Raw genomic sequence first — 24,353 nt, 5'->3', positions numbered from 1 at the left:
CGCGTACTGTGACCGTCTACGAGAGCGACCTCCCCGGCGTCGGCAAGAAACACGAGATCGACCTCCCGGACGGCTCACAGCTCGTCGTCGTGACCCACAACGAGGGGCGGCGCGAGGTGTTTCTGCGGCCGACGCCCGAGAGCGACTCCGAGAAGCTCTTCGAGCTCTCGGATCAGTTAGCCCGACAGATCGGCACGATTCTGGAGGGCGCGTACTTTCAGCCTGTCCGCTCTGAGAGCATCGAGACGCTGCTCGGCGGCGACACGCTCTTGGAGTGGGTCGAAGTGGGCGCGGACTCGCCGATCGCCGACCAGACGCTCGGCGAGTCGAACCTCCGGCAGGAGACGGGGGCGTCCGTCGTCGCCATCGAGCGCGACGGTGAAGTCATCCCCTCGCCGGGCGGCGAGACGACAGTCCGCGCGGGTGACACGCTCGTGATCGTGGGCACGCGAGAGAACTGCGACGCGTTCGAGGCGCGCGTCACGGGCGAATAATGGCCGCCGGGCTGCTCGAACTCGGGGAGGTGTTCGTCGTCCTCGCGGTCGCGGGCGCGGTAGCGCTCCGCACCGGCCTCTCGGTCATCCCGCTGTACGTCGTCGGCGGGATGCTCGCCGGCCCCTTCGTCGCCGGTCGCGTCGGCCTGCCGTACGTGCCGAACGGCGAACTGCTGACCGTCCTCGCGGAGATCGGGATCGTTCTCCTCCTGTTCTTTCTCGGCTTGGAGTTCAGCCTCGGGCGCCTGCTGGCCGCGCGCACGAAGATCACTCGTGCGGGCCTGATCGACGTCGTCGTGAACCTCCCGCTGGGCGTCGCGATCGGCCTCGCACTCGGCTGGTCGTTCGTCGAGGCGCTGCTGCTCGGCGGGATCGTCTACATCTCCTCGTCGGCCATCGTGACGAAGACGCTGATCGACCTCGGGTGGATCGCCAACGAGGAGGCCGAGCCGATCCTCGGAACGCTCGTCTTCGAGGACCTGTTCATCGCCGTGTATCTCGCCGTCGTCACCTCGCTGGTCCTCGGCGGCTCGGGCGGCGCGGTCGCGACCGGGGCTGGCACTGAAGCGGTCGGCGGGCTGGGCGGCGTCGGCCGTTCGCTCGTCGTCGCCTTCGGCTTTCTCGGGCTCCTGCTAGTCGTCGTGCAGTACGGAACCGGGTTCTTCGTCCGGGTCCTCGACGTCTCCGAGAACGAAGCGTTCGTGATTCGGGCACTCGCCGTGGTCGTCCCCGTCGCCGGCCTCGCGCTGGCGCTGGGTGTGAGCGAGGCCGTCGCGGCCTTCTTCGTCGGGATGGGATTCTCGACCAGCGGGCACCGCGAGCGTATCGAGCGCCAACTCACGCCCGTTCGGGACGTCTTCGCGGCCGTCTTCTTCTTCTGGATCGGCGTCGGGACCGATCCCCGACTGCTCGGCGGCGTCGCCGTCCCGCTCGCGGCGGCGATCCTGCTGACGACGCCCTCGAAAGTCTTCTCGGGCTATCTGGGCGGTCGCACGTACGAGCTTTCGAGGCGGCGCTCGCTCCGGACCGGCCTCGGGCTAGTGCCGCGCGGGGAGTTCTCGCTCGTCATCGCCGCGCTCGCTGCCGGCGGGTCGACGCCGGTGATGCAGGAGACGATCCCCGCGCTCGCCGTCGGCTACGTGCTCGTGATGAGCGCGCTCGGGACAGTGCTGATGCAGCGCTCCGACGCCGTCGCAGGACTGATCGAACGCGCCTGGCCGCACGCTGACTTCTGACGCCTATTTTTGCCAGCAGGCTTTCGTCGGCTGCGCGAGAGCAGTCGGTAAATGGCTGCACGCTCGCCCGTCGTCGGCGTCGACGCCTGCCCCGCTGGCTGGGTCGCGACGGTGCTCGACCGCGACGACGCACGAATCGAGACGCATCGAGATTTCGCGGCGGTCGCCGACACGTATGCGGACGCCGAGCGAATTCTCGTCGACATCCCGATCGGCCTGCCGACGACGAGTCGGCGCCGCTGCGACGAGGACGCCAGCGACCTGCTCGGCTGTCGCGGGATCTCCGTGTTCTACCCGCCGAGCGCGGCCGCGATCGACTGTGACGACTACGAGACCGCGAGTGAGGCCCACCGCGAGGACGTCGGCCACGGGCTCTCACGGCAGGCGTTCTACATCGGCGAGAAGATCCGGGAGGTTGCGAGCGTCGTCGGCGACGACTACGACGGGCGGATCCGCGAGGCCCACCCAGAGCTCTGCTTTGCCGCGCTGAACGGGCAACCGATCGCGTACGCCAAGTCCACAGCGCGTGGGCGTCGCCTCCGGCGGTCGCTTCTCGCCGACGCGCTCGACGGCGCGGAAGACGCATACGAGCAGGCGCGAGAGGACTATCCGCTGAGTGACGCCGGCCGCGACGACCTCCTCGATTCGATGGTACTCGCCGTTGCGGCGGCGGGAAAGGCTGTGGCGGGCGGCCCGCTGAAGACGGTCCCCGCGGACCCCGACGCCGACGAACCGCGGATCTACTACCCGCCGTTCGAGGTGGCCTGAGCCGCTCCAGTCACAGACCTGTCCCGAAAACGTTTAGTGCGGCGGGATTGGTGTGGTGTTACAATGACGCGGCTCTCGCTGCCGACCGCTCGCGTCCAATCGAGAGTCGCTACTGCGGCCGTCTCGACGCTTTTCTCCGCGTTCTCCGTCGAGACCGCCGACGCCGCGCGACGACCGCGACGACGGGCCTGCTAGGCCCACTATTACCTCACCTCCACGTTGCAGCGAACTCAACTGAAAAGCGACCAGCGTCTCTATAGGCATCTCTACGATTTAATTTCTAACACTCAAACCGTGTAATTTATACGGGAGAGAGCCGGACTCGGATGTATATGACAAGCGTGGCACTCGCGTTCTCCGGCGGACTCGACACCACAGTATGCGTTTCACTCCTCCAAGAGGAGTACGGCTACGACGAGGTCGTCGGCGTCACCGTCGACGTCGGACAGCCGGAATCGGAGTTCGAGGAGGCACAGGAGACCGCCGACGCGCACGGACTCGACCTGCACGTCGTCGACGCCAAAGAGGAGTTCGCGGACCTCTGTTTCGACTCGGTTCGCGCGAACGCGACGTATCAGGGCTACCCGCTCGGCACGGCGCTTGCGCGCCCGGTCATCGCCAACGAGATTCTCGACGTCGCCGAGGCCGAGGGTTGTGACGCACTCGCACACGGCTGCACCGGCAAAGGTAACGATCAGCTCCGGTTCGAGGCCGTCTGGCGCGCCTCCGACCTCGACGTCGTCGCGCCGATCCGCGAACTCGAACTCACCCGCGAGTGGGAGCAGGAGTACGCCGAGGAACACGACCTGCCCGTCCAGTCCGGCAACTCCGGCATCTGGTCGATCGACACGAACCTCTGGAGCCGCTCCGTCGAGGGCGGACAGCTGGAAGACCCCGCCCACGTCCCGCCGGAAGACATCTACGAGTGGACCGACGACCCCGCGAACGCCACCGAGACCGAGCTCGTCGAGATCACCTTCGAGGACGGCTATCCCGTCGCGCTCGACGGCGAGGAACTCTCCCCGACGGAACTCATCCGCACGCTCAACGAGCAGGCCGGTAAACACGGCGTCGGCCGCACGGATATGATGGAAGACCGGATGCTCGGCCTGAAGGTCCGCGAGAACTACGAGCACCCGGCCGCGACGACGCTGCTCACCGCCCACGAGGCGCTCGAACAGCTCGTTCTCACGAAAGACGAGCGCGACTTCAAGCGCAGCATCGACAACGAATGGGCCCAGAAGGGCTACGAGGGCCTCGTCGACCACCCGCTCGTCGGCGCGCTCGAAGGCTTCATCGACGAGACGCAAGAGCGCGTCACCGGCACGGTGACGATCAAGTTCCAGGGCGGACAGGCCCGCCCGGTCGCCCGCGAGTCCGAGTACGCCGCCTACTCCGAGGACGCCGCCTCGTTCAACACCTCCGGCGTCGGCGACATCACCCAGAAGGACGCCACCGGCGTCGCGAAGTACCACGGCTTCCAGTCCCGCCTCGCGAACGCCGCGACGGCCGCTGCGAAGGCGAAGAAGAACGACTCCGAATAGACAATGACAGGCGCGGAGGAGACGGGAGACGGCGACACAGACGCCTCGGGCGTCGTCCGGCGCGACCGCTTCAGCGGCGGCCCCGCCCGCGGCTTTATGTCCAGCCTCGCGGCCGACGAGCGCATCTTCGCGGCGGACCTCGCTGTCGACCGCGCGCACGCGGTGATGCTGGCCGAGCAGGAGATCATCGGCGACGACGTCGCGGGCGAGATCCTCGCCGCGCTCGACGACGTCGAGTCGGCGGGCCACGGCGCGCTCCCCGACGGCGAGGACGTCCACGAGGCGATCGAGACGGCCGTCGTCGACCGCGTCGGCCCCGACGGCGGGAAGATGCACACCGCCCGCAGTCGGAACGACGAGGTCGCGACCTGCATCCGCTACCGCCTGCGTGCGGACCTCCTCGACGCTATCGAGGCGACGATCGCGCTCCGCGAGGCGCTCGTCGAGACCGCCGCGGCGCACGTCGACACCGTGATGCCCGGCTACACGCACCTCCAGCCCGCACAGCCGACGACGGTCGCGCACTTCCTGCTCTCCTACGAGTCGGCGGTCGCCCGCGACACTGCGCGCCTGCTCGACGCCTACGACCGGACGAACCGCTCGCCGCTCGGCGCGGCGGCGTTCGCCGGCACGCCGTTCGACGTCGACCGCGAGCGCACGGCGGACCTGCTCGGCTTCGACGGCGTCGTCGAGAACTCGATGGACGCGTCGGCGGGGAGAGATTTCCTCGCGGAGGCGACGGCGGCGCTCGCGACGCACGCGACCACCGTATCGGGCCTCGCGGAGGATCTGGTGATCTTCGCGAACAAGGGGTTCGTCGACCTCGCCGACGAGTACTCCTCGACGTCCTCGATTATGCCCCAGAAGGTCAACCCCGACACCTTAGAATTGGTGCGCGCGGTCGCGGGCGACGCCGTCGGCGGCCTCACGGGTCTCTTGACGACGCTGAAGGGGCTCCCCCGCGCGTACAACCGCGATCTCCAGCGCGCGACGCCGCACGCCTGGGAGACGGTCGACGCCGTCTCCGAAGCGACAGCCGTCGCCGCCGGCGCGGTCGCCACTTCCGAGTGGCCCGCCGAGACGCTCGAAGCCGAGGCCGGCGCGGGCTTCTCGACGGCCACGGGCGTCGCGGACGCGCTCGCGATGGCCGGCGTCCCGTTCCGCACCGCCCACGAGGTGCTCGCTGCGGCCGCAGAGCGCGCCGACGGCGAGACGCCCGACCTCGCAACACTTGACGCGGTCGCAGCGGACGTGCTCGGCGAGTCCCTGTTCGAGTACGTGAGCCGCGAGCGCGTCGAAGCGGCGCTGGATCCCGTCCAGAGCGTCGCGAGCCGCGACTCCGTCGGCGGGCCGGCACCCGAAGCGGTGGCGTCACAGCTCGACGGGTCCGAGGCCGGAATCGATGCCGACCAGACAGCACTCGAAGAGCGCGGCGACGCGCTCGAGGACGCCACGGAGATGCTCCAGACGGAGGTGGCCCACTATGTGTGAGCCAGGCGACTGGCGGGTCCCCGGCCCCCATCTGCGACGCTCGCCGCGACGGTCCCCTCACGGGGACGATAACATATGAAATCAGACATAGATTTCACACGGGCGGACTGATCGACTGTTCCACGCCGTTAGTGGTTTCGCTGCTTAGTTAATTTATTCGATACTTTCGATGGGTTTAAGGCTCTTCCTCGCCCACCGACGAGTATGGCAGAGACCATCACCGCAGAAGACCCGCTCACCGGAGAGGAGATCGAGATTCCCGCCGACGTCGAAGTCGGTGAGATCGTCGACAGCCCCGCGACCGGCGCGGAGCTGGAAGTCGTCTCGATCGATCCCGTAACACTCGAAGAAGCCCCCGAGCTCGAAGAGGACTGGGGCGAGTGAAATGAAGGTTGGGCTGCTCTACTCCCGGATTCGGCGAGACGAGAAGCTCCTCCTCTCGGAGCTTCGCGAGCGCGGACACGAGATAGAGAAGATCGACGTCCGGAAAGAGCAGTTCAACATCTCCGAACCGCCGGCGTCGCTCGACGGCGTCGACATCGTCGTCGACCGCTGTCTGGCGACCAGCCGGAGTATCTACACCACGCAGTTCCTCGACGCCTACGACGTCCCCGTCGTCAACTCCGCACACACCGCGGACGTCTGCGCGGACAAGGTGAAAAACAGCCTCGCGCTGGAACGGGCCGGCGTCCCGACGCCGAACACCGAAGTCGCGTTCACCACCGACAGCGCCTTGGAGACGATCGAGAAGTTCGGCTACCCCTGCGTGCTGAAGCCCGTCATCGGGTCGTGGGGACGCCTGATGGCGAAGGTCGACTCCCGGTCGGCCGCCGAAGCCATCCTCGAACACAAGGCGACGCTCGGTCACTACGAGCACAAGGTGTTCTACGTCCAGGAGTTCGTCGAGAAGCCCGGCCGCGACATCCGCGTGCTGGCCGTCGACGGCGAACCGATCGCCGCGATGACCCGCTCGTCGGACCACTGGCTGACCAACGCCGCGAAGGGCGGAGAGGTCGAGGCGTTCGACCTCGACGACCGCGCCCGCGAACTCGTCGCGGCCGCCTCTGACGCCGTCGGCGGCGGCCTGCTCGGCGTCGACCTGATGGAGACGGGCGAGGACTACACCGTCCACGAGGTCAACCACACCGTCGAGTTCAAGGCGCTCAACGACGCCGTCGACGTCGACGTGCCCGCACAGGTCGTCGACTGGATCGAAAACAAGGTAGCGACGGAAACCGAGGCGAGCGTATGAACGCTGACGCGACTGACGCAGATCCCGACTACACGGCCGCCGTCGTCGGCGGCTCGGGCTTCACCGGCGGCGAACTGCTCCGCCTGCTCTATCAGCACCCCGAGTTCGACGTCGTGCAGGCGACGAGCCGTTCGAAAGAGCGCAAGACCGTCGGCCACGTCCACCCGAACCTCCGCGAGATGGATCTTCGGTTCACCTCGCCGGAGGACCTCGAATCCGTGAACGTGCTCTTCGCGGCGACGCCACACGGCGTCTCGATGGAGCACATCGACGCGTTCCGCGACGCCGCCGACACCGTCGTCGACCTCTCGGCGGACTTCCGCCTCGACACGGAGGAACAGTACGACGAGTGGTACGACGGCCACGTCTGTCCCGAGTACCTCGACGACGCGGAGTACGCGCTGCCGGAGATCAACCGCGAGAACCTCCCCGGGGCCGAACTGATCGCCTCCGGCGGCTGCAACGCCACGGCGACGATCCTCGGCCTGAAGCCGCTCTTCGACGCCGGCATCCTCGCGGGCGACGAACAGGCGGTCGTCGACGTGAAGGTCGGCTCCTCGGAAGGTGGCGCCGGCGGCGGCGACGCCTCCAGTCACCCCGAGCGCTCGGGCATCGTCCGCCCGTACGCGCCGACCGGCCACCGCCACGAGGCCGAGATCGAGCAGTTCCTCGGCCTCTCGGTGTCGTTCACCGTTCACGCCGTGGATATGACCCGCGGCGCGAGCGCGACCTGTCACCTGTTCCCGAACGAGCCCGTCTCGAAGGGCGACCTCTGGAGCGCCTACCGCGACGCCTACGCCGAGGAGCCGTTTATGCGGACCGTCGCCGGCGGTGGCGGCGTCTACCGCTATCCGGAACCGAAGGCGGTCGCCGGGACCAATTACGGCGAAGTCGGCTTCGAGGTCGACCCCGGAAACCGCCGGCTGGTCGTCTTCTCGGCGATCGACAATATGATGAAAGGCTCAGCCGGCCAGGCCGTCCACGCGGCGAACATCGCCCTCGGGATCGAGGAGACCGCCGGTCTGGAGTTCACCGGCCTCCACCCCGTCGGAGCACCCTGACGATGACGCACGAAGACCACACACACGACGACACACGCGACGCGCGCCAGACGCCGGACGCCCGCGACACGCGCGGGTCCGCTCGTGGCTCCCACGAGTCGGCCGCCGAGCGACCGCTCCGAACTGACGGCGGCCGGAGCGAGGCCCGTCCGCCGGTCGTCGTGAAGGTCGGTGGCGCACGCGCCGTCGACCCCGCCGGCGCAGTCGCGGACGTCGCGGCCCTCGTCGAAGACGGCCGCCAGGTCGTCGTCGTCCACGGCGGCTCGACCGCCGTCGACGACACGCTCGAAGAACTGGGCGAAGAGCCCACCTACGTCGAGACGCCGAGCGGTGTCGTCGGTCGCTTCACCGACGAGCGCACGATGGAGGTGTTCTCGATGGTGATGCCCGGCAAACTCAACACCGACCTCACCGTCACCCTCCGCGACGCCGGCGTCGACGCGCTCGGTCTCTCGGGTGTCGACGGCGGCCTCCTGACCGGTCCGCGCAAGTCGGCCGTCCGCGTGATCGAAGACGGCAAGAAGAAGATCAAGCGCGGCGACCACTCGGGGAAGATCACCGGCGTGAACGCCGGCCTGCTCGAAACGCTCCTGCAGGACGGCTACACGCCGGTCGTCACCGTCCCGATGCTAGCCGACGACGGCGTCGCGGTCAACGCCGACGCCGACCGCGCTGCCGCGGCGGTCGCCGGCGCGCTCGGCGCCGAATTAGTCGTCCTCACGGACGTCGAAGGCATCTACGCCGACCCCGACGACGCGTCGACGCTCATCGAGTCGGTGGCGACACCCGCTGAGTTCGACGCGCTGAAAGACGCTGCGGAAGGATTTATGACGAAGAAAGTGATGGCGGCGAAAGAAGCCCTCGACGGCGGCGCCGTGACAGTCATCGTCGCGGACGCCAACGCCGACGAGCCGATCCTCTCGGCGCTCGCCGGCGGCGGCACGCACATCGACGCGAGCGCCGTCGCGAGCGACGACGCGGGCGAGGATGCGGAGGTGGCACAATGACTGGCGGCTTCGTCTTCTCGGAGAAGCCGATCCAGATCGAGTCCGGCGAGGGCGCGTACCTCTACAGCCCCGACGGCACCGAGTACCTCGACTTCGGGGCCTCCTACGCCGTCGCCGCGCTCGGTCACTCCCATCCGGCCGTCACGGAGGCGGTCCAAGAGCAGGCCGCGCGGCTGACCTACGTGCAGGCGTCGTATCCGGTCGAAGTCCGGACGGAACTCTATCAGAAGTTGGCGACGCTCGCACCCGGCGACATCGACAACGTCTGGCTCTGTAACTCCGGGACAGAGGCCAACGAGGCGGCGATGAAGTTCGCCCGCTCGGCTACCGGCCGCTCGAAGATCGTCGCGACCAAGCGCGGCTTCCACGGCCGGACGATGGGCGCGCTCGCAATGACCTGGAAGGACAAGTACAAGAAGCCCTTCGAGCCGCTGGCGGGCGACGTGGAGTTCGTCCCCTACGGCGACGCCGACGCGCTCGCTGAGGCGGTCGACGAGGAGACCGCCGCGCTCTTCCTCGAACCGGTGCAGGGCGAAGGTGGCATCCACCCCGCCGCTACTGAGTACCTCGAACGCGCCCGCGAGGTGACAGACGAGGCCGGCGCGGCGCTCGTCTTCGACGAGATCCAGACTGGCGTCGGCCGCACCGGCGACCTGTGGGCTTGCGAGGGCGTCGGCGTCGAACCCGACATCCTCACCTCGGCGAAAGGTATCGCCAACGGCCTGCCGCTGGGCGCGACGCTCGTGAAAGACTGGATCGCCGAGGACCCCGGCAACCACGGCTCGACGTTCTCCGGCGGCCCGGTGGTCTGTGCGGCCGCCAACGCCACGCTCGACACCATCGTCGAGGAGGACGTCCCCGGCCACGCCGCACAGGTCGGCGAGTACCTGCAGAGCGAACTGCGGGCTGCGACCGAAGAACACGACCTGCCCGTCCGCGAGGTTCGCGGCCTCGGATTGATGATCGGCGTCCAGGTGAAACGCGGGGCCAACCGCGTGCTGAAGAACCTCGCGATCCAGGAGCAGGTGCTCGCGCTCCCGGCCGGTCGGACGGTCGTCCGCCTCCTGCCGCCGCTCGTCGTCGACGAGTCCCACGCAGACCAGTTCGTCGACTCCTTCGTGGAGGTGCTCGGATGAGCGCCGAACTCGACGCCGACGAGAGCGAGGACGTCGCAGCCGACGGCGAGGGCGGCATCGAAACCGAGGAGGCGCACGAACTCGACCCCGAGGAGGCCACCGAGGCCGCGGCCGAACTCGACGCCGAACTGTCTGCGGAGGCGTCGTTCGTCCCCGACCACGACGTCTTCGAGGTCGAAGAGAACCTCACCGACGGGCTGACCGAGGCCCAGGCGCTCCTGGCCGACCTGGTCTCGATCCCCTCACCGTCCGGCGAAGAAGAAGCTGCGGCTCGGCGCCTGAAGGCGTTCTTCGAGGCGCACGACCGCGACGTCTGGATCGACGAGATCGGCAACGTCCGTGCGCCCGCCGACGACTCGGTGCTTTTGACCTCGCACATCGACACCGTCCCGGGCGACGTCCCGGTCAAGATCGAAAACGGCGTGATCTGGGGTCGCGGGAGCGTCGACGCGACGGGGCCGCTCGCCTCGATGGCCGTCGCGGCCGTCGAAACCGGCGTCTCCTTCGTCGGCGTCGTCGGCGAGGAGACCAGTTCCCGCGGCGCGTGGCACCTCGTGGAGAACCGCGACCAGCCCGAGGCGGTCATCAACGGTGAACCGTCGGGCTGGGACGGAATCACGCTCGGCTACCGCGGCTTCCTCTCGGGCACGTACGTCTCGACCAGCGAACTCGGCCACTCCTCGCGCCCCGAAGACAACGCCATCCAGTCGGCGGTGAACTGGTGGTCGAGCGTCGCGGACTTCTTCGACGAGGACGAGTCCGACGGCGTCTTCGACACCGTGACGACGAAGCCGGTCCGTTTCGACGGCGGCCCCACCGAGGACGGCCTCGCCGTCGAGTCGACCGTCGACGTGCAGTTCCGCGTTCCACCGAAGTACTCTATCGACGACATTCGGGAGGTCGCGGAGGGAGAACTCGACCGCGGAAGCGTCCACTGGGAGAAACCGATCCCGCCGGTGATGACGAGTCCGCGGACAGAGGTCGCCCGCGCGTTCCGCGTCGCGATCCGGCAGGCCGGCGGTGAACCCCGGCTGCTCCGGAAGACCGGGACCAGCGATATGAACATCTTCGCCGGCACGTGGGACTGTCCGATGGCGACCTACGGCCCCGGCGACTCCGACCTGGATCACGCGCCGAACGAACACCTCGACCTCGCGGAGTACGATAGCTCGATCGACGTCCTCGTGGACGTCTGCGAGCGCCTTATGGAGTGACGATCCGGATGCTCGAAACCGACCACTTCCTCGACATCGACGACCTCTCGACGGACGAACTGCACACCGTTCTCGACCGTGCCGCGGCCATCAAAGCCGGCGAGGACGACACCCAACTGCCCGACCAGACGCTGGGGATGCTCTTCGAGAAGCCGAGCACCAGAACCCGGATCTCCTTCGAGACCGGGATGACCCAGCTCGGCGGCCACGCCATCTTCCTCGGGCCCGACGACATCCAGCTCGGTCACGGCGAACCGCTCTCGGACACCTCGCGCGTCCTCTCGCGGTACGTCGACGCTGTGATGGCGCGGCTGTTCGACCACGAAGACCTGCTCGAAATCGCCGAATACTCCGACGTGCCGATCGTCAACGGCCTCACCGACGACGCCCACCCCTGCCAGACGCTCGCCGATCTGCTGACGATCGAGGAGGCCTTCGACGGCTTCGACGGCGTGCAGGCGGCGTGGGTCGGCGACGGCAACAACGTCGGCCAGTCGTTCGTGATCGGGGCCGCGATGGTCGGCCTTGATCTGACGGTCGCGACGCCGGAGAACTACGGGATGGACGACGCGGTGCTCGAACAGGCCGAAGAGATCGGTCACGCGCCGACGGTCGTCGACGACCCGAAAGACGCCGTCGACGACGCCGACGTCGTCTACACCGACGTCTGGATCTCGATGGGCCAAGAGGACCAGCGCCACGAGAAACTGGCTGCCTTCGACGGCTATCAGGTGAACGAGTCGCTGCTCGCAGACTCCGACGCGCAGGTGATGCACTGTCTCCCCGCCCACCGCGGCGAGGAGATCACTGACGAGGTCTTAGAGTCCGATCGGGCTCTCGTCTGGGACCAGGCGGAGAACCGCCTGCACGCCCAGAAGGGCCTGCTCGTCGAACTGCTCGACGCGTAGTTCGGCGCGTTCGAGGCTCGGTGCGTTCTTCTGTGCTGCTTCTCATAGGGATTATCGTACGTCTCCATAGATGTCTCGCCGGACGGTACGGCGAGAATCTCCGAACAGTGACGATAATCCCTATCAGTTCCCCGTCCGTGAAGCGCTCGCGAAACCGATCAGAGTTCGCTCTCGTCGGTGTAGACCTCGTCGAGGTCGACGTTGGGTTCGCGACGCGGTTCGCGCTCGGGGTTGCGCGACTCTCCAGGGTCTCGCGCCCGTGCGCGCTCCATCAGGATCTCCTGTGTGTCGCGGACGGGTTCCTCACCGGGGCGCTGCTGTACGTAACTGCCATCAGATTGCATCACCCAGCGCCGGCGGTTGTCCGAGAGCATCACCGAGAGAATCTCGTCGAGTTCGGCCTGTAGATCCGGATCTTCGACCGGCGCGACCGCTTCGATGCGGCGATCTAAGTTCCGCGTCATCCAGTCGGCCGAGCCGACGAAGTACGCGGGCTCGCCGGCGTTCCCGAACTTGAAGATCCGCGAGTGTTCGAGGAACCGACCGACGATGCTGTGGACCTTGATCGACTCGGTCGCCCCGTCGACGCCCGGGCGGAGCCGACAGATGTCGCGGACGAACAGGTCGATGTCGACGCCCGCGTCGCCGGCCTCGTACAGTTTTTCGACGATGCCGGGGTCTTCCAGCGCGTTCATCTTCGCGACGATCCGGCCGCCGTCGCCCGCCTCGGCGTGTTCGATCTCGCGGTCGATGAGTTCACAGATGCGCGATCGAAGCGTCTCGGGGGCGACCAGCAGCTTGCGGTACTCCTGCTGTCGGGAGTGGCCAGTGAAGGAGTTGAACAGGCGGACGATGTCCTGTCCGACGTCCGGATCGGCCGTGAACAGGCCGAGATCGACGTATCCCTTCGCCGTCCCCGAGTGATAGTTCCCGGTCGCGACGTGGGAGTAGATGCGGACGTCGTCGTTCTCCTGTCTGACCGCCAGCGCGACCTTGCTGTGGGTCTTCAGGTCGATCGAGCCGTAGGCGACGTGGATCCCCTCCTCCTCGAGGCGCTTGACCCAGCGGAGGTTGTTCTCCTCGTCGAAGCGGGCTTTCAGTTCGACCATCACGGCGACCTGCTTGCCGTTCTTCGCGGCGTCGATGAGGCTCCGGAGCACGCGCGAGTCGGGTGCGGTGCGGTAGATCGCGGCTTTGATCGCCAGCGTGTCTGAGTCGTGTGCGGCCGCGTCGAGGAACGCCTGGACGGTGTCGTCGAAGGTGTGATAGGGGTGATGCACGAGCGCGGGCTTCTCGCGGATCGCCTCGAACAGTTCGTCGGGGCGGTCCGGGTCCAGTTTGGCGAATCGCGGGTGCTGCTGTGGCGTCCACGGCCGCAGCTTGAGCGAGGGTGCGTCGAGCTCGACCAGACCGTCGAAGTCGCGCAACGCCAGCGGTGAGGAGACCTCGAACACCTCGTCCTCGGTGATATTGAGGTGTCTGACCAACAGCTCTCGGATGCGGTCGGCCGCACCGTCTGCGATCTCCAGGCGGACGATCGTCGCGAACCGCCGCTGTCGGAGGACGTCTTCGATCTGTTCGATCAGCCCCTCCGCGACGTCCTCGTTGCGCCGCACCTCCGCGTTCCGCGTCACGCGGAACGTCGTGTAGTGTGTGACCTCGACGTTCGGAAACAGGAGGTCGAGGTTCGCCGCGATGACCTCCTCGATCGGGATGTAGCGGCCGCGCGGGTCGCCCTCGATCTCGTCGACGGGCGTCCCGACGTCGAAAAGGGGGATCAGCCGGGGCAGATTCGCGGGCACCTTGATCCGGGAGAAGCGCTCTTCGCCCTCGTCGTCGCGGGTGAGCACCGCGAGCGACAGCGACAGATTGGAGATGAACGGGAACGGATGCGCCGGATCGAACGTCAGCGGCGTCAGCGTCGGCAGGACCGAGGACTCGAAGTACGAGCGGAGTCGATCTGACTCCTCGTCGGTCAACCCCGCCGCTCCGATGATTTCGATGCCTGCGTCCTCGAGTTCGGGCTGAACTGCGTTCTGATAACACCGCGCCTGCGTCTCGACCAGGTCCGACGCCATTTCGAGGGACTCGCGCCACTGCTCTTTGGGCGAGCGGCCGTCGACCGTGGACGTGGTGACGCCGGCGTCGATCTGCTGTTTCAGCCCGCCGATCCGCTTCATAAAGAACTCGTCGAGGTTCCGCGTCAGAATCGAGAGGAACCGGAGTCGGTACAGCGGTGGCTGGCGCCCGTCTAACGCCTCGTAGAGCACCCGCCACTGGAAACTCAGCTCCGAGAGCTCCCGGTTGAGATACCAGCTCTCGTCGTCGAAGGAGCCGGTCGGCTCCTCGTCGGCCAGCGGCGGCGTTCGTGCCGGCGCGTCGGTCGCCCACTCGGTCGGACCGAGCGTGACCGGCTCGGGGATGTCCGACGCCGACGACGCCGCCTCGTCGTCGGTCGCGGTCGTCGGTGTGGCGTCCTCAGTCGCCGCTGTATCCCCGATCCCTGCTGCGTCGTCCTCGATCCCTGAACCGGTCCCGTCGTTCGCTTCGACGTCGCGAGCGGGGTCGGACTCGCTGTCGACGTCCGCGGCCGGGCTGGTTTCGTCTGCGCTTTTCGCCTTCGGATCGCCGTCTTCGGTGGAGTTGTGACTATCTGACATTCTTCTCGTGCGCCGTCGAGGCGACCTTCGAGTCGGGTCGTTCGAGCCCCGTTTGTTGAGCCGGGACGCGGTGGATGGAGCCGTCGCCGAGGCGGTACGCCGTCAGCGACCCGCCGTAGACGCAGCCGGTATCGAGCCCGACGCTCCACGCCCTCACGAGCGGTTCCTCGAGTACGGTGTGACCGAAGAACACGCGCGGCGGTCCCTCGTAGGAGTCGTACCAGAACGGGCCGTCGTAGCCGCCGCCCGGGACGGTCGCTCGCGCGGTCTGGAGGTCATCGACCGTGTGTTCGGCCAGCGGCACGTCGGGATAGACGCCGCCGTGGACGACGAGTGCGCCGTCCCAACTGATCGCGACCGGGAGCGACCGGATCCACTCGCGCGCCGCTTCGTCGAGTTCCGGCAGCGTCGCCTCCCCGCGGAGGACCTGTTCCTCGTTGTTGCCGCGGACCGAGAGCATATTCTCGGCCGCCCGCACGCGCTCGACGACGCCGGCGCTGTCGGGACCTTTTCGGACGAGGTCGCCGACGAAGACGAACAGGTCGTCCGCCGACATATCAACCGCGCCGACGAGCTGATCGAGCGTCTCTCGGCACCCGTGGACGTCGCCGACGACGTAGATGTCGTCCCACTCCGTCGGATCGATCCGCCGGTGTTGATCGGCGACGTCGGGGGCGAATGATAGCGGCATTCCCTCGAATAGAGACGCTCGATCGACTTTAAGACGTGCTAAGATCGGTACGTACTGCTATTGAGAGATGGGTATTCGACGCTCTCGGAGCGTGGTCGACGCGTCCGAGCGGGGCCAACAGCGGTGACGGGGCGCGGCCGCTCACCGAAGCGCCGCGTAGGCTCCGCCGAGCACGACGCCGTAGACCACGTGACCGACGAGACTCATTACGCTCACGTTCGGGAGCGGCGGATTCGCGGCCGACCCGACCACGGAGAGCCAGATTGGCATCACGAGGACCGCGAGTACGATCCAGAGCACGACGCCGTACCCCACGCCGAGCGCGGTGCTCTTTGCGATCGTCAGATCTGCCTGCGTCGACGCGATCGCGGCGAAGACGACGCCGAGGACCGCACCGTGGGCGACGTGGATCGTGAACCCCGCGAGCCCGCCCGTCAGGAAGTACATCGAGGGGATCGCGACTTCGAGCACGGGCCGCATCTGCATCGCCATCAGCCCGCCCATCACGATCGCGGCGACGACGCCGGCGACGACGCCGTACTGCCACTCGTTCGTTTCGGTCTGTGCTGTCGTCTGGGTGGCGGTGTCTGTCGCCATAGCAGAGACGACCGCATACTCCCGAATAATGGCATCCCGGCCGCGCGATCCGGACGCACTGGGCCGATAGAAATATGTGGTATGAAAACAAACAGCACAAAATTATCGAGCCTACAGATTTCTGTCGGTATCTGCAATCTTGTAGTACAACTACACTACAAGTGAAAAAAATCAATGTTTGCTACGAGTAATATCCGGCCACCGTTGAGAACCGTTTCCTTCCCGTTATAAGCTAGCCCGCAGATAGTATTGTGTAGAAAAAGAATGACTGTAGTAAATGGCTTAGACACCGACGAGCTCGAAAACCTGATCGAAGCGGCTGCGGAAGACCCTGATTCGGCGTCGTTCACGTTCCGGGCAGAAACGGAGTGGACTGGTGGATTTGCGAGTGAAACGCACATCAGCGACTTCGAGCAGGACGGGACGACTGTCGAGTCGCCGGAGTTCACGATTACTGGCGACGAACCCGAAGCGCTCCTCGGCGAGCGGGCCGGTCCCAACGCCGTCGAGCACCTCCTCGCCGCGATCGGTTCGTGTCTGGCCGTGACGTATGCGGGGCACGCGGCGGCGCACGGCATCCAGATCGAGGACCTCTCCTTCGAGTTCGAGGGCGACATCGACCTCCGTGGATTCCTCGGTCTGAGCGACGACGTCCGACCGGGCTACGACGAGATCCGCGCGACGACGCATATCGACGCCGACGCGTCGGAAGCGGAACTCCAGGAACTACACGACGAAGTCACGGCGACTTCCCCGCTGTACGACAACGTGACGAACGAGGTCGCACTCGACTTCGACCTCCAGTTCGAGTAAGCCGCCCGCGCCGCCACGCGAAGCACACGCACACGTCTCTTCCCCCGTCCGAGGCTTTTAATCTCAGGAGGGCGGAGAGACCCCTGTGTCGACGACCGGCGAGTACGAGCGGTTCTTCCCCTACGAGGAGCCGTATCCGAATCAGCGCTCTGCGATGGCCGAAATCGCCGAGGCGCTGGACGACGAACGCGACGTTCTGTTAGAGGGCGCTCCGGGGACGGGCAAGACGCTCTCGGCGCTCGTGCCGGCGCTTGAGTACGCCCGCCGGACGGACAAGACGGTGGTCATCACCACCAACGTCCACCAGCAGATGCGCCAGTTCGTCGAGGACGCCCGCGCAATCACGCGGGAGGAACCGCTCCGCGCGGTCGTGTTCAAGGGCAAATCGTCGATGTGTCACATCGACGTCGAGTACCAGGAGTGTCAGACGCTTCGCGACACTACGCGGACGCTCGTCGAGAAGGAAACCGAGCGCGCCGAACTGAACCAGCAGGCCGAGGCGCTCTTGGATCGGATCCGCGAGGGCGAAGACGGCGCTGGCGAGGCCAGAAACACGGTGACGGACGAACTCGACGCCGTCGAATCCGAACTCGAAGAGCTACGGGACGGCAACGTCTGTGAGCACTACTACAACAACCTCGTCGGCAACACCGACGAGTTCTTCGAGTGGCTCTTCGAGGACGTTCGAACCCCAGAAGAGATCTACGAGTACGCGGACCAACGACAGCTCTGCGGCTACGAACTCCTCAAAGAGGGGATGGAGGCGGTCGATCTGGTGGTCTGCAACTACCACCACCTGCTGGACCCCGCGATCCGCGAGCAGTTCTTCCGGTGGCTCGGTCGCGATCCAGAAGACGTCGTCACCGTCTTCGACGAGGCTCACAACATCGAGTCGGCCGCGCGCGACCACGCGAGTCGGACACTGACCGAAAACACGCTCGAAGAGGCGCTCTCGGAACTGGAAGACGCCGACGACTCGCGGGCGCAACCGGCCGAGAACGTCCTCTCGGCGTTCCTCGGCGCGCTCAGAGCGACCTACGACGACGCGCTCGGCTTCGGGGAGCGCGAGCAGGTCGGCGACGACTGGTACGATCTCACGATCGCCAACAGCGACCGCCGCGACGACCTGACGCTGGCGTTTCTCGACCGCTACGAGGGCCGCGGCATCGACGCAGAAGTGGATCTGGCGCTCCAACTCGGGCGGGCGCTCGACAGGGAGTACGAGGAAGCGTACAAGAACGGGCAGGCGACGACGCGCTCGGAATGTCAGACGCTGCAGGCCGCGGAGTTCATCGCGGCGTGGATGGCCGACGGCGGGAAACTCGGCCAGCACCCGATGTGTTCGGTGCGGCGCGACGCCGGGACCGAGGAGGTGTACGGGCGCGCGGAACTGTACACCTGCATCCCGCGGGAGGTGACCGAGACGCTGTTCGAGGAGGTCAACGCGAGCATCCTGATGTCGGCGACGCTGCGCCCCTTCGACGTGATCGAAGACGTGCTCGGCCTCTCGGATCCGGCGACGATGGCCTACGGCCTCGAATATCCCGAGGACCGCCGGCGGACGCTCGCGGTCGAAGCGCCGGCGCTTTTCAGTTCCGAGCGGAGCGACCCCAACACGCAGTCTGCGGTCGCGGACGTACTGGCCGACGCGACGCGCTTCACCCCGGGGAACGTGCTCCTGTTTTTCCCCTCCTACGCCGAGGCCGAGCGGTATCACGACCGCCTGCGGAACCGCGCCGACGTGACGAGTCGGCTCCTCCTCGACGAACCGGGCGTCGAGACCGAGTCGATGCGCCAATCGTTCGTCGGCGGGGACGACGCGATTCTCTGCACGTCGCTGTGGGGGACGCTCGCAGAGGGCGTGAGCTTCGACGGCGACGACGCCCGGACGGTCGCCGTCGTCGGCGTGCCGTATCCGCACCTCTCAGAACGGATGGAGGCGATACAGGACGCCTACGACCGCGCCTACGCCGACCGGCGCGAAGCGGGCTGGCGCTACGCGGTCGAGATCCCGACGATCCGGAAGACGCGACAGGCGCTCGGCCGGGTCATCCGCGCCCCCGACGACTACGGCGTCCGGCTGCTCGTCGACAAGCGCTACACCCGCGCGAGCGCCGATATGGGGAAGTACGGCGTCCGCGGGAGCTTTCCCCCAGAGGAGCGCGCCGAACTCGTCGACGTCGACCCCGAGAAGTTGAAATTCGCGATGTTGAACTTCTACGCCGACCTCGACGCCTACCCGGACGAACCACCGCGGCCGTAGCCCTGGCCTCACGCGAACCACCCACGCGCCCCGACGCCTGATCGGCCGAACGGCTGATATCGTTGGAGACCAACTAGACTCCGATGCGAACTCAGCCGCCTGGACCCGCGGGCGTACCGGTCTTCGGGAACAGCCGCCAGTACGCGCGGGACCCCTTCACGTTTCTCACGAGCGTCGCGGACGCCTACGGCGACGTGGCGCGCTTCGACCTCGGGCCGATCGAGACGTATATGGTCACGAATCCCGCGGACATCGAGCGGGTGCTGGTGACCGAGGACGCGAAGTACCACAAACCGGACTTCCAGGACGACGCCATCGGCACGCTGCTCGGCGATGGGCTGCTGCTCAGTGAGGGCGAGACGTGGCGCAAACAGCGCCAACTCGCCCAGCCCGCCTTCGGCCCGAAGCGCATTTCGGCGCTCGGCGACGTGATCTCCCGTCACGCCCAGACGATGCTCGACGACTGGGAGGCGGGCGAGGTCCGCGACGTCCACCTCGAAATGGCGCGCGTGACCGTTCGGATCATCGTCGAGGCGATGTTCGGCTCGCAGCTGACCGACGAGCAAACCGAACTGGTCCAGGAGAACCTCGAACCGCTCGGGAAGCGCTTCGAGCCCGACCCGCTGCGATTCCTCGTCCCCGACTGGGTCCCGACACGAGAGAACCGCGAGTACCACGAATCCGTCCGTATCTTAGAGGAGATTATCGACGACGTCGTCGCCGAGCGGCGCGGCACCGAACACGACCCCGACGTCGACCCAGCCTCCGACATCGTCGGCGACGCCGACGAGCCGATGGACCTGCTGTCGATCCTGCTGCGCGCGAAACAGCGCGGCGAGCAGTCCGACCAGCAACTCAGAGACGAACTGATGACGATGCTGCTCGCGGGTCACGACACGACGGCGCTGACGCTGACGTACACGTGGTATCTCCTCTCACAACACCCCGAGGCGGAGGCGCGGGTCCACGAGGAACTCGCCGCGGTCTGCGGCGACGCGCCGCCGACGGCCGCGGACGTGCGGCAACTCGACTACCTCGAACGCGTGTTACAGGAGGCGATGCGGCTCTATCCGCCGGTGTACGTCATTTTCCGAGAGCCGCAGGTCGACGTCGAACTCGGCGGGTATCGGATTCCGAGCGGCTCGGCTGTGATGCTGTCGCAGTGGGCGGTCCATCGATCCGAGCGGTGGTACGACGACCCCGAGACGTTCGACCCCGACCGCTGGCTGCCGGAGCGCCGGCGCGAGCGGCCGCGATTCGCGTACTTCCCGTTCGGCGGCGGCCCGCGTCACTGCATCGGCAAGCACCTCTCGATGCTGGAGGCGAAACTCATCCTCGGCACCGTCGCTCAGGAGTACGAACTCGACTACGTTCGCGACCGGCCGTTCGAGCTCCGCGGATCGCTGACGATGCACCCCGAGGAGCCGATGGGGATGCGGCTCACGCCCCGCTGAGCGGTCCGCGGTAGCCCGGCGCGGTCACCGTAACGGAATCCGCGCCGCGGGCTCCCGATAGCGCGAGTCCCAGATCTGGACCTCGTTCGTCGTCCACGCGATCGGTTCGATCTCCGTGCGATCGACGAGGTCGGCGGCGTCCGCGATGCGACCCCCGCGAGCGAGCGTCACGTGCGGGACGTACCCCTCTCCCTCCATCCCTTCGACAGTGCCGAACGACTCACAGAGTCGGCGATGCAGCGCGTGGAGGTCCGGGCTCTCGACGGTGAGGTAGACGACCGGGCCGGGGCCTCGCGGCGGCGTCTCGAAGTAATCAAGCCCGGTCACTCGGAGATCGATTCCGGAGTGACCACCCCTGCGCTCCCGAAGAATCGGCCGGAGTCGCTCGCGGAGCCGCGGGAGCGAGTCGGCGTCGTCGTCGAGTGCGGTGTCGAAGCGCTTCGCGAGCAGCGTGTGCCGCTCGCGGATCCGCTCGAACCGCGTGAGTTTCGGATGCAACTCCGAGGCGAGGCGGTCGACCTGCCCCGGGACCGGGACGTTCAGACTGAACACGGTCGAGCGTCGGCGCCAGCGGGCAAGAAGCCGTCGGCAGCGACCCGCCCACCGGAGTGTTTTGTGCCGGACCGATCAACAGAGTCGTATGAATCGCTGTCCAACGCTCGCCCGACGTCGCCTTCTCGCCGGGGCGGCGAGCGTGTTCGTCGGTGGAGTGCTGGCCGGATGTAGCGAGCAGTCGAACGGGGCCGACAGTGGCGACGGACCGACTGGCGTCACGGCCGGGTCGAACAGCACGACTGGGTCGACCACTGCCACCGACGGGCCGGCCAGTGAGACTGGAGCGACCGACGATGACGACTCCGAGGCGACGGACGAGTCGCCCCTCGATCTCCGAGAGGCGAACGTCGTCGGTGTCAGTTTCGAGGGCCAGGCGGGGTCCTACACGTTCGACGTGACGCTCCATCACGACGACGCCGGCGAAGACGGCTACGCGAACTGGTGGCAGATCGAGCGTCTCGACGGGACGCGACTGGGCCGCCGGGAACTGCTCCACGCACACTCCCAGCAACCGTTCACGCGCTCTGAAACCATCGCAATCCCCGAGGACGTGACCTGCGTCGTCGTCCGCGGTCACGACCAGACGCACGGCTACGGCGGGCGAGTGCTGCTCGTGAATCTCGATACAGCGGCGACACGAACCATCGACCAGGGTCCCGACCGCCAGGGCGTCGACGAGGCCGATTGCCCGTGAGAGTGCGGTTCTCGAGCGTATTAGATCCGATCGAGCAGCCACAGCACGATCAGCACGACGATGGCGAGTCCCAGGAACGGTCGCAGCGGACCCAGAAGCTCAGCGAGAATCCCGAGGATGCCGCCGACGACTTCCAGCACGAGCCAGATCACGACGAGGACGAGCACGACCTTCAGCAGGTCTTCGACTTCTAATTCTCCGCGGTCGGTGCCGGGGCTCGGTAAGCGCATACTCTCCCTCTCTTGGCCATCCTGAAGTGCCTTCGGGCGCGGTGACGTCGCTTTCGACTTCCTCTCTCGACCGCGCTCTGTCGCTGCTGCTCCGTGCCCACTGTCCGGGACACCCTTAATGTGACTCCGTCACAATGTCTTCTATGGCGAACCTCTTCCGCGAACTCGGCCGGCTCTCCGCCCGCGGCCTTCCCGGCTGGGTGGTCCCCACTGTGGGCGTCGTCGCCGCCGTCCTCGTCGCCTTCGCCCTCTTCGGCGGGGATCCGGTGACGGTCGTCGGTCTCGTGGTCCTCGCGCTCGCGATCGCGACGGTGTACAGCACGGTCGAGATCGTCAACGCCTACGAGCGCCGCGTGCTGACGGTGTTCGGAGAGTACCGACGACTGCTCGACCCCGGACTCAACGTGATCCCGCCGTTCATCTCGAAGACGTACCCCTTCGACCTCCGGACGCAGACGTTCGACGTCCCCAAGCAAGAGGCGATCACGCGCGACAACTCGCCGGTGACCGCCGACGCCGTCGTCTACATCCGGGTGATGGACGCGAAACGGGCATTCCTGGAAGTCGACGACTACGAACGCGCGGTCTCGAACCTCGCGCAGACGACGTTGCGGGCGGTTCTGGGCGATATGGAACTCGACGAGACCCTCTCAGAAAGAGAGAAGATCAACCGTCGGATCAACGAGGAACTCGACGAACCGACCGACGAGTGGGGCATCCGCGTCGAGAGCGTCGAGGTGCGGACGGTCAAGCCGAGCGCGGACGTCGAGAACGCGATGGAACAGCAGACGTCCGCCGAGCGCCGCCGCCGCGCGATGATCCTGGAAGCGCAGGGCGAACGACGCTCCGCCATCGAGACGGCACAGGGTGCGAAGCAGGCGAACATCATCCGCGCCCAGGGTGAAAAACAGAGTCAGATCCTGGAAGCACAGGGTGACGCGGTCGCGACGGTCCTCCGAGCGCGGGCCGCCGAGTCGATGGGCGAGCGCGCGATTATCGACCGCGGGCTGGAGACGCTCACGAACATCGGCACGTCGCCGTCGACGACGTACGTCCTCCCGCAGGAACTCACGAGCCTCCTCGGCCGGTACGGGCGCGGCCTCACCGACTCCGATATGCAGGAGTCGGCCGCTCTGGAGAGTCTCGACTTCGACGCGGAGACCCGGGACCTCCTCGGCATCGACGACGTAGAAGAGATCGTCGCGGGCGTCTCCGACATCGAAGCCGTCGAATCGGTCGGCGAGCTCCCCGAGCGCGGCGACGGCGCGGCCGAGACCGAGGTCGACCTGAATCTCGACGGCGCGTACGAGAGCCAATAACGCAGACAGAGGTCTTCTCGGCCCCGTCGGGGTCGCGGTCGCGACTTCTCATCCAGACAACACGAACAATCGTTACAATTATCCGACGACCGAAAGTATGTGTTAGCATGAGCCACGAACGCGGTCCGGCAGTTCCCCGCGGCGAGGCAACGCCCCCGACGCCAGAGAACTCCCCTCTGAGTCGGCTGAAGCGGCATCTCCTCGAGTGGCCACGGCGCTATATCGAGATGCGCGTCGACGCCGTCGAACGATAGTTTCGCGTTCGCACTCGCGTGCTCTGCTCGAATAGAAGCAGTTAGGTGGCTTCTCCAGCCATATCCGTCCGATGGTAACTCCGCTACATCTGGGACTCGAACACCCCAGCGTACTGTGGCTGCTCGGCGCGGGCCTGCTCGCCTTCGTCGCAGGGCTCGTCGTCAATCTGTACCGCTCACGCCGCGCCGACACGTCCGCGAACGCTGTCGGCGAGCAGAAATAGCGTCCGACAGTATCAGCACCGCATCGACTGAGAGCTGTTTTCCGCTTACGCGTCCGGGTCGTCGTCCCGAACGGTCAGCACCGGCACCGACGCGTGACGCATCACTCGCTCGGTGACGCTGCCGACCAGGTAGCGGTCGATCCCCGACCGGCTGTGGGTCCCCATCACGACGACGTCGGCGTCCGCTCGCTGGATCTGATCGAGGATCTCGTCTTGCGGGATTCCCATCACGACCGACCGCTCGACGTCGACGTCGTCGGGGAGGTACTCGACGGTCTCGTCGATAGCTGCCTCGGCGCGGTCGCGCTCGGCTTCCTCCCACGCTTCGGGTGCGAGCCCGCTGCTCGGGCTCTCGAAGCGGTTTCGACTGTCGGCGACCGACACGACGCGGACAGTCGCCTCGTTGGTCTGTGCGAGCGATCCCGCGTGCGTCGCCGCCGCCAGCGACGCGTCGCTGCCGTCGGTCGGAAGCAGCACCGTCTCGTACAT

General features: G+C 66.9%; 25 protein-coding genes. 19 read left to right on the top strand and 6 right to left on the bottom strand.

Going from position 1 to position 24,353, the window contains the following annotated elements:
* Window positions 1-8 precede the first annotated feature (8 nt).
* The 13 genes from NO362_RS03555 (at window position 9) to argF (ending at window position 12,110) form a co-directional block, all read left to right on the top strand.
* On the top strand, window positions 9-494 hold the full coding sequence (locus NO362_RS03555) for a cation:proton antiporter regulatory subunit (RefSeq protein ID WP_256546147.1): 486 nt from the start codon (window positions 9-11) through the stop codon (window positions 492-494).
* Window positions 494-1,729, top strand: coding sequence for a cation:proton antiporter (locus tag NO362_RS03550; RefSeq protein WP_256546146.1), 1,236 nt, complete (start codon window positions 494-496; stop codon window positions 1,727-1,729). The genes NO362_RS03555 and NO362_RS03550 overlap by 1 nt, the downstream gene beginning before the upstream one ends.
* Before the next feature lie 51 nt (window positions 1,730-1,780).
* The gene (locus NO362_RS03545; RefSeq protein WP_256546145.1) at window positions 1,781-2,497 is read left to right on the top strand and encodes a DUF429 domain-containing protein; all 717 of its coding nucleotides are present in this window, start codon (window positions 1,781-1,783) and stop codon (window positions 2,495-2,497) included.
* A gap of 63 nt (window positions 2,498-2,560) precedes the next feature.
* A complete protein-coding gene (locus tag NO362_RS03540; RefSeq protein ID WP_256546144.1) occupies window positions 2,561-2,692 on the top strand; it encodes a hypothetical protein in 132 nt (43 codons plus the stop codon).
* Window positions 2,693-2,829: 137 nt separating this feature from the next.
* Window positions 2,830-4,041, top strand: coding sequence for an argininosuccinate synthase (locus tag NO362_RS03535; protein ID WP_256288517.1), 1,212 nt, complete (start codon window positions 2,830-2,832; stop codon window positions 4,039-4,041).
* Window positions 4,042-4,044: 3 nt separating this feature from the next.
* On the top strand, window positions 4,045-5,532 hold the full coding sequence (argH, locus tag NO362_RS03530) for an argininosuccinate lyase (protein WP_256546143.1): 1,488 nt from the start codon (window positions 4,045-4,047) through the stop codon (window positions 5,530-5,532).
* Between the two features lie 204 nt (window positions 5,533-5,736).
* Entirely contained in the window at window positions 5,737-5,916 is a 180-nt protein-coding gene (lysW, locus tag NO362_RS03525) for a lysine biosynthesis protein LysW (protein ID WP_256546142.1), read from the top strand.
* A 1-nt stretch (window position 5,917) separates the two neighbouring features.
* The gene (gene lysX / locus NO362_RS03520) at window positions 5,918-6,784 is read left to right on the top strand and encodes a lysine biosynthesis protein LysX (RefSeq protein WP_256288520.1); all 867 of its coding nucleotides are present in this window, start codon (window positions 5,918-5,920) and stop codon (window positions 6,782-6,784) included.
* On the top strand, window positions 6,781-7,845 hold the full coding sequence (gene argC, locus NO362_RS03515; protein WP_256546141.1) for an N-acetyl-gamma-glutamyl-phosphate reductase: 1,065 nt from the start codon (window positions 6,781-6,783) through the stop codon (window positions 7,843-7,845). Before lysX ends, argC begins: the two co-directional genes overlap by 4 nt.
* A 2-nt stretch (window positions 7,846-7,847) precedes the next feature.
* Window positions 7,848-8,852, top strand: a complete 1,005-nt coding sequence (locus NO362_RS03510) for an acetylglutamate/acetylaminoadipate kinase (RefSeq protein ID WP_256546140.1) — start codon at window positions 7,848-7,850, stop codon at window positions 8,850-8,852.
* The gene (locus tag NO362_RS03505) at window positions 8,849-9,988 is read left to right on the top strand and encodes an aspartate aminotransferase family protein (RefSeq protein ID WP_256546139.1); all 1,140 of its coding nucleotides are present in this window, start codon (window positions 8,849-8,851) and stop codon (window positions 9,986-9,988) included. The genes NO362_RS03510 and NO362_RS03505 overlap by 4 nt, the downstream gene beginning before the upstream one ends.
* A complete protein-coding gene (locus NO362_RS03500) occupies window positions 9,985-11,202 on the top strand; it encodes a [LysW]-lysine hydrolase (RefSeq protein WP_256546138.1) in 1,218 nt (405 codons plus the stop codon). Before NO362_RS03505 ends, NO362_RS03500 begins: the two co-directional genes overlap by 4 nt.
* Before the next feature lie 8 nt (window positions 11,203-11,210).
* Complete coding sequence (gene argF / locus NO362_RS03495; RefSeq protein WP_256288525.1) at window positions 11,211-12,110, top strand: ornithine carbamoyltransferase; 900 nt, start codon at window positions 11,211-11,213, stop codon at window positions 12,108-12,110.
* Between the two features lie 158 nt (window positions 12,111-12,268).
* Here argF and ppk1 read toward each other — a convergent pair whose 3' ends face one another.
* The 3 genes from ppk1 to NO362_RS03480 form a co-directional block, all read right to left on the bottom strand.
* Window positions 12,269-14,467: a polyphosphate kinase 1 gene (ppk1, locus tag NO362_RS03490; protein ID WP_439331177.1), complete on the bottom strand. Its 2,199-nt coding sequence runs from the start codon at window positions 14,465-14,467 to the stop codon at window positions 12,269-12,271.
* 292 nt (window positions 14,468-14,759) lie between these two features.
* The gene (locus NO362_RS03485) at window positions 14,760-15,461 is read right to left on the bottom strand and encodes a metallophosphoesterase family protein (protein ID WP_256546136.1); all 702 of its coding nucleotides are present in this window, start codon (window positions 15,459-15,461) and stop codon (window positions 14,760-14,762) included.
* Between the two features lie 141 nt (window positions 15,462-15,602).
* Window positions 15,603-16,058: a DUF6789 family protein gene (locus tag NO362_RS03480; RefSeq protein WP_256546135.1), complete on the bottom strand. Its 456-nt coding sequence runs from the start codon at window positions 16,056-16,058 to the stop codon at window positions 15,603-15,605.
* Between the two features lie 264 nt (window positions 16,059-16,322).
* On the opposite strand from NO362_RS03480, the gene NO362_RS03475 reads away from it, so the two are divergent.
* The 3 genes from NO362_RS03475 to NO362_RS03465 all read left to right on the top strand — a co-directional run bounded on the left by NO362_RS03475 (window position 16,323) and on the right by NO362_RS03465 (window position 20,588).
* Window positions 16,323-16,871, top strand: a complete 549-nt coding sequence (locus tag NO362_RS03475; protein ID WP_256288529.1) for an OsmC family protein — start codon at window positions 16,323-16,325, stop codon at window positions 16,869-16,871.
* 85 nt (window positions 16,872-16,956) lie between these two features.
* Window positions 16,957-19,134 (top strand): ATP-dependent DNA helicase, encoded by a 2,178-nt coding sequence (locus tag NO362_RS03470; protein WP_256546134.1) that lies wholly within the window; start codon window positions 16,957-16,959, stop codon window positions 19,132-19,134.
* 83 nt (window positions 19,135-19,217) lie between these two features.
* Window positions 19,218-20,588, top strand: coding sequence for a cytochrome P450 (locus NO362_RS03465; protein WP_256288531.1), 1,371 nt, complete (start codon window positions 19,218-19,220; stop codon window positions 20,586-20,588).
* A 24-nt stretch (window positions 20,589-20,612) separates the two neighbouring features.
* Here NO362_RS03465 and NO362_RS03460 read toward each other — a convergent pair whose 3' ends face one another.
* On the bottom strand, window positions 20,613-21,140 hold the full coding sequence (locus tag NO362_RS03460; RefSeq protein ID WP_256546133.1) for a 2'-5' RNA ligase family protein: 528 nt from the start codon (window positions 21,138-21,140) through the stop codon (window positions 20,613-20,615).
* An 88-nt stretch (window positions 21,141-21,228) separates the two neighbouring features.
* Here NO362_RS03460 and NO362_RS03455 point away from each other — a divergent pair, with 88 nt between their 5' ends.
* Window positions 21,229-21,837, top strand: coding sequence for a hypothetical protein (locus tag NO362_RS03455; RefSeq protein ID WP_256546132.1), 609 nt, complete (start codon window positions 21,229-21,231; stop codon window positions 21,835-21,837).
* 20 nt (window positions 21,838-21,857) lie between these two features.
* Here NO362_RS03455 and NO362_RS03450 read toward each other — a convergent pair whose 3' ends face one another.
* Window positions 21,858-22,067, bottom strand: coding sequence for a DUF7554 family protein (locus tag NO362_RS03450; RefSeq protein WP_256546131.1), 210 nt, complete (start codon window positions 22,065-22,067; stop codon window positions 21,858-21,860).
* A 143-nt stretch (window positions 22,068-22,210) separates the two neighbouring features.
* Between NO362_RS03450 and NO362_RS03445 the strand changes: the two genes are divergently transcribed.
* Together NO362_RS03445 and NO362_RS03440 are read left to right on the top strand one after the other, a co-directional pair.
* Window positions 22,211-23,386 (top strand): SPFH domain-containing protein, encoded by a 1,176-nt coding sequence (locus NO362_RS03445; protein WP_256546130.1) that lies wholly within the window; start codon window positions 22,211-22,213, stop codon window positions 23,384-23,386.
* A 325-nt stretch (window positions 23,387-23,711) separates the two neighbouring features.
* On the top strand, window positions 23,712-23,864 hold the full coding sequence (locus NO362_RS03440; protein ID WP_158547650.1) for a hypothetical protein: 153 nt from the start codon (window positions 23,712-23,714) through the stop codon (window positions 23,862-23,864).
* 45 nt (window positions 23,865-23,909) lie between these two features.
* Here NO362_RS03440 and NO362_RS03435 read toward each other — a convergent pair whose 3' ends face one another.
* A complete protein-coding gene (locus NO362_RS03435) occupies window positions 23,910-24,353 on the bottom strand; it encodes a universal stress protein (RefSeq protein WP_256546129.1) in 444 nt (147 codons plus the stop codon).

Origin of the sequence: Halobellus inordinatus, from assembly GCF_024498335.1 — an archaeon.
Classification (GTDB): Archaea; Halobacteriota; Halobacteria; order Halobacteriales; family Haloferacaceae; genus Haloquadratum; species Haloquadratum inordinatus.
The sequence above is the reverse complement of the archived record's forward strand: the minus strand, read 5'-3'. Positions and strand labels throughout refer to the sequence as shown.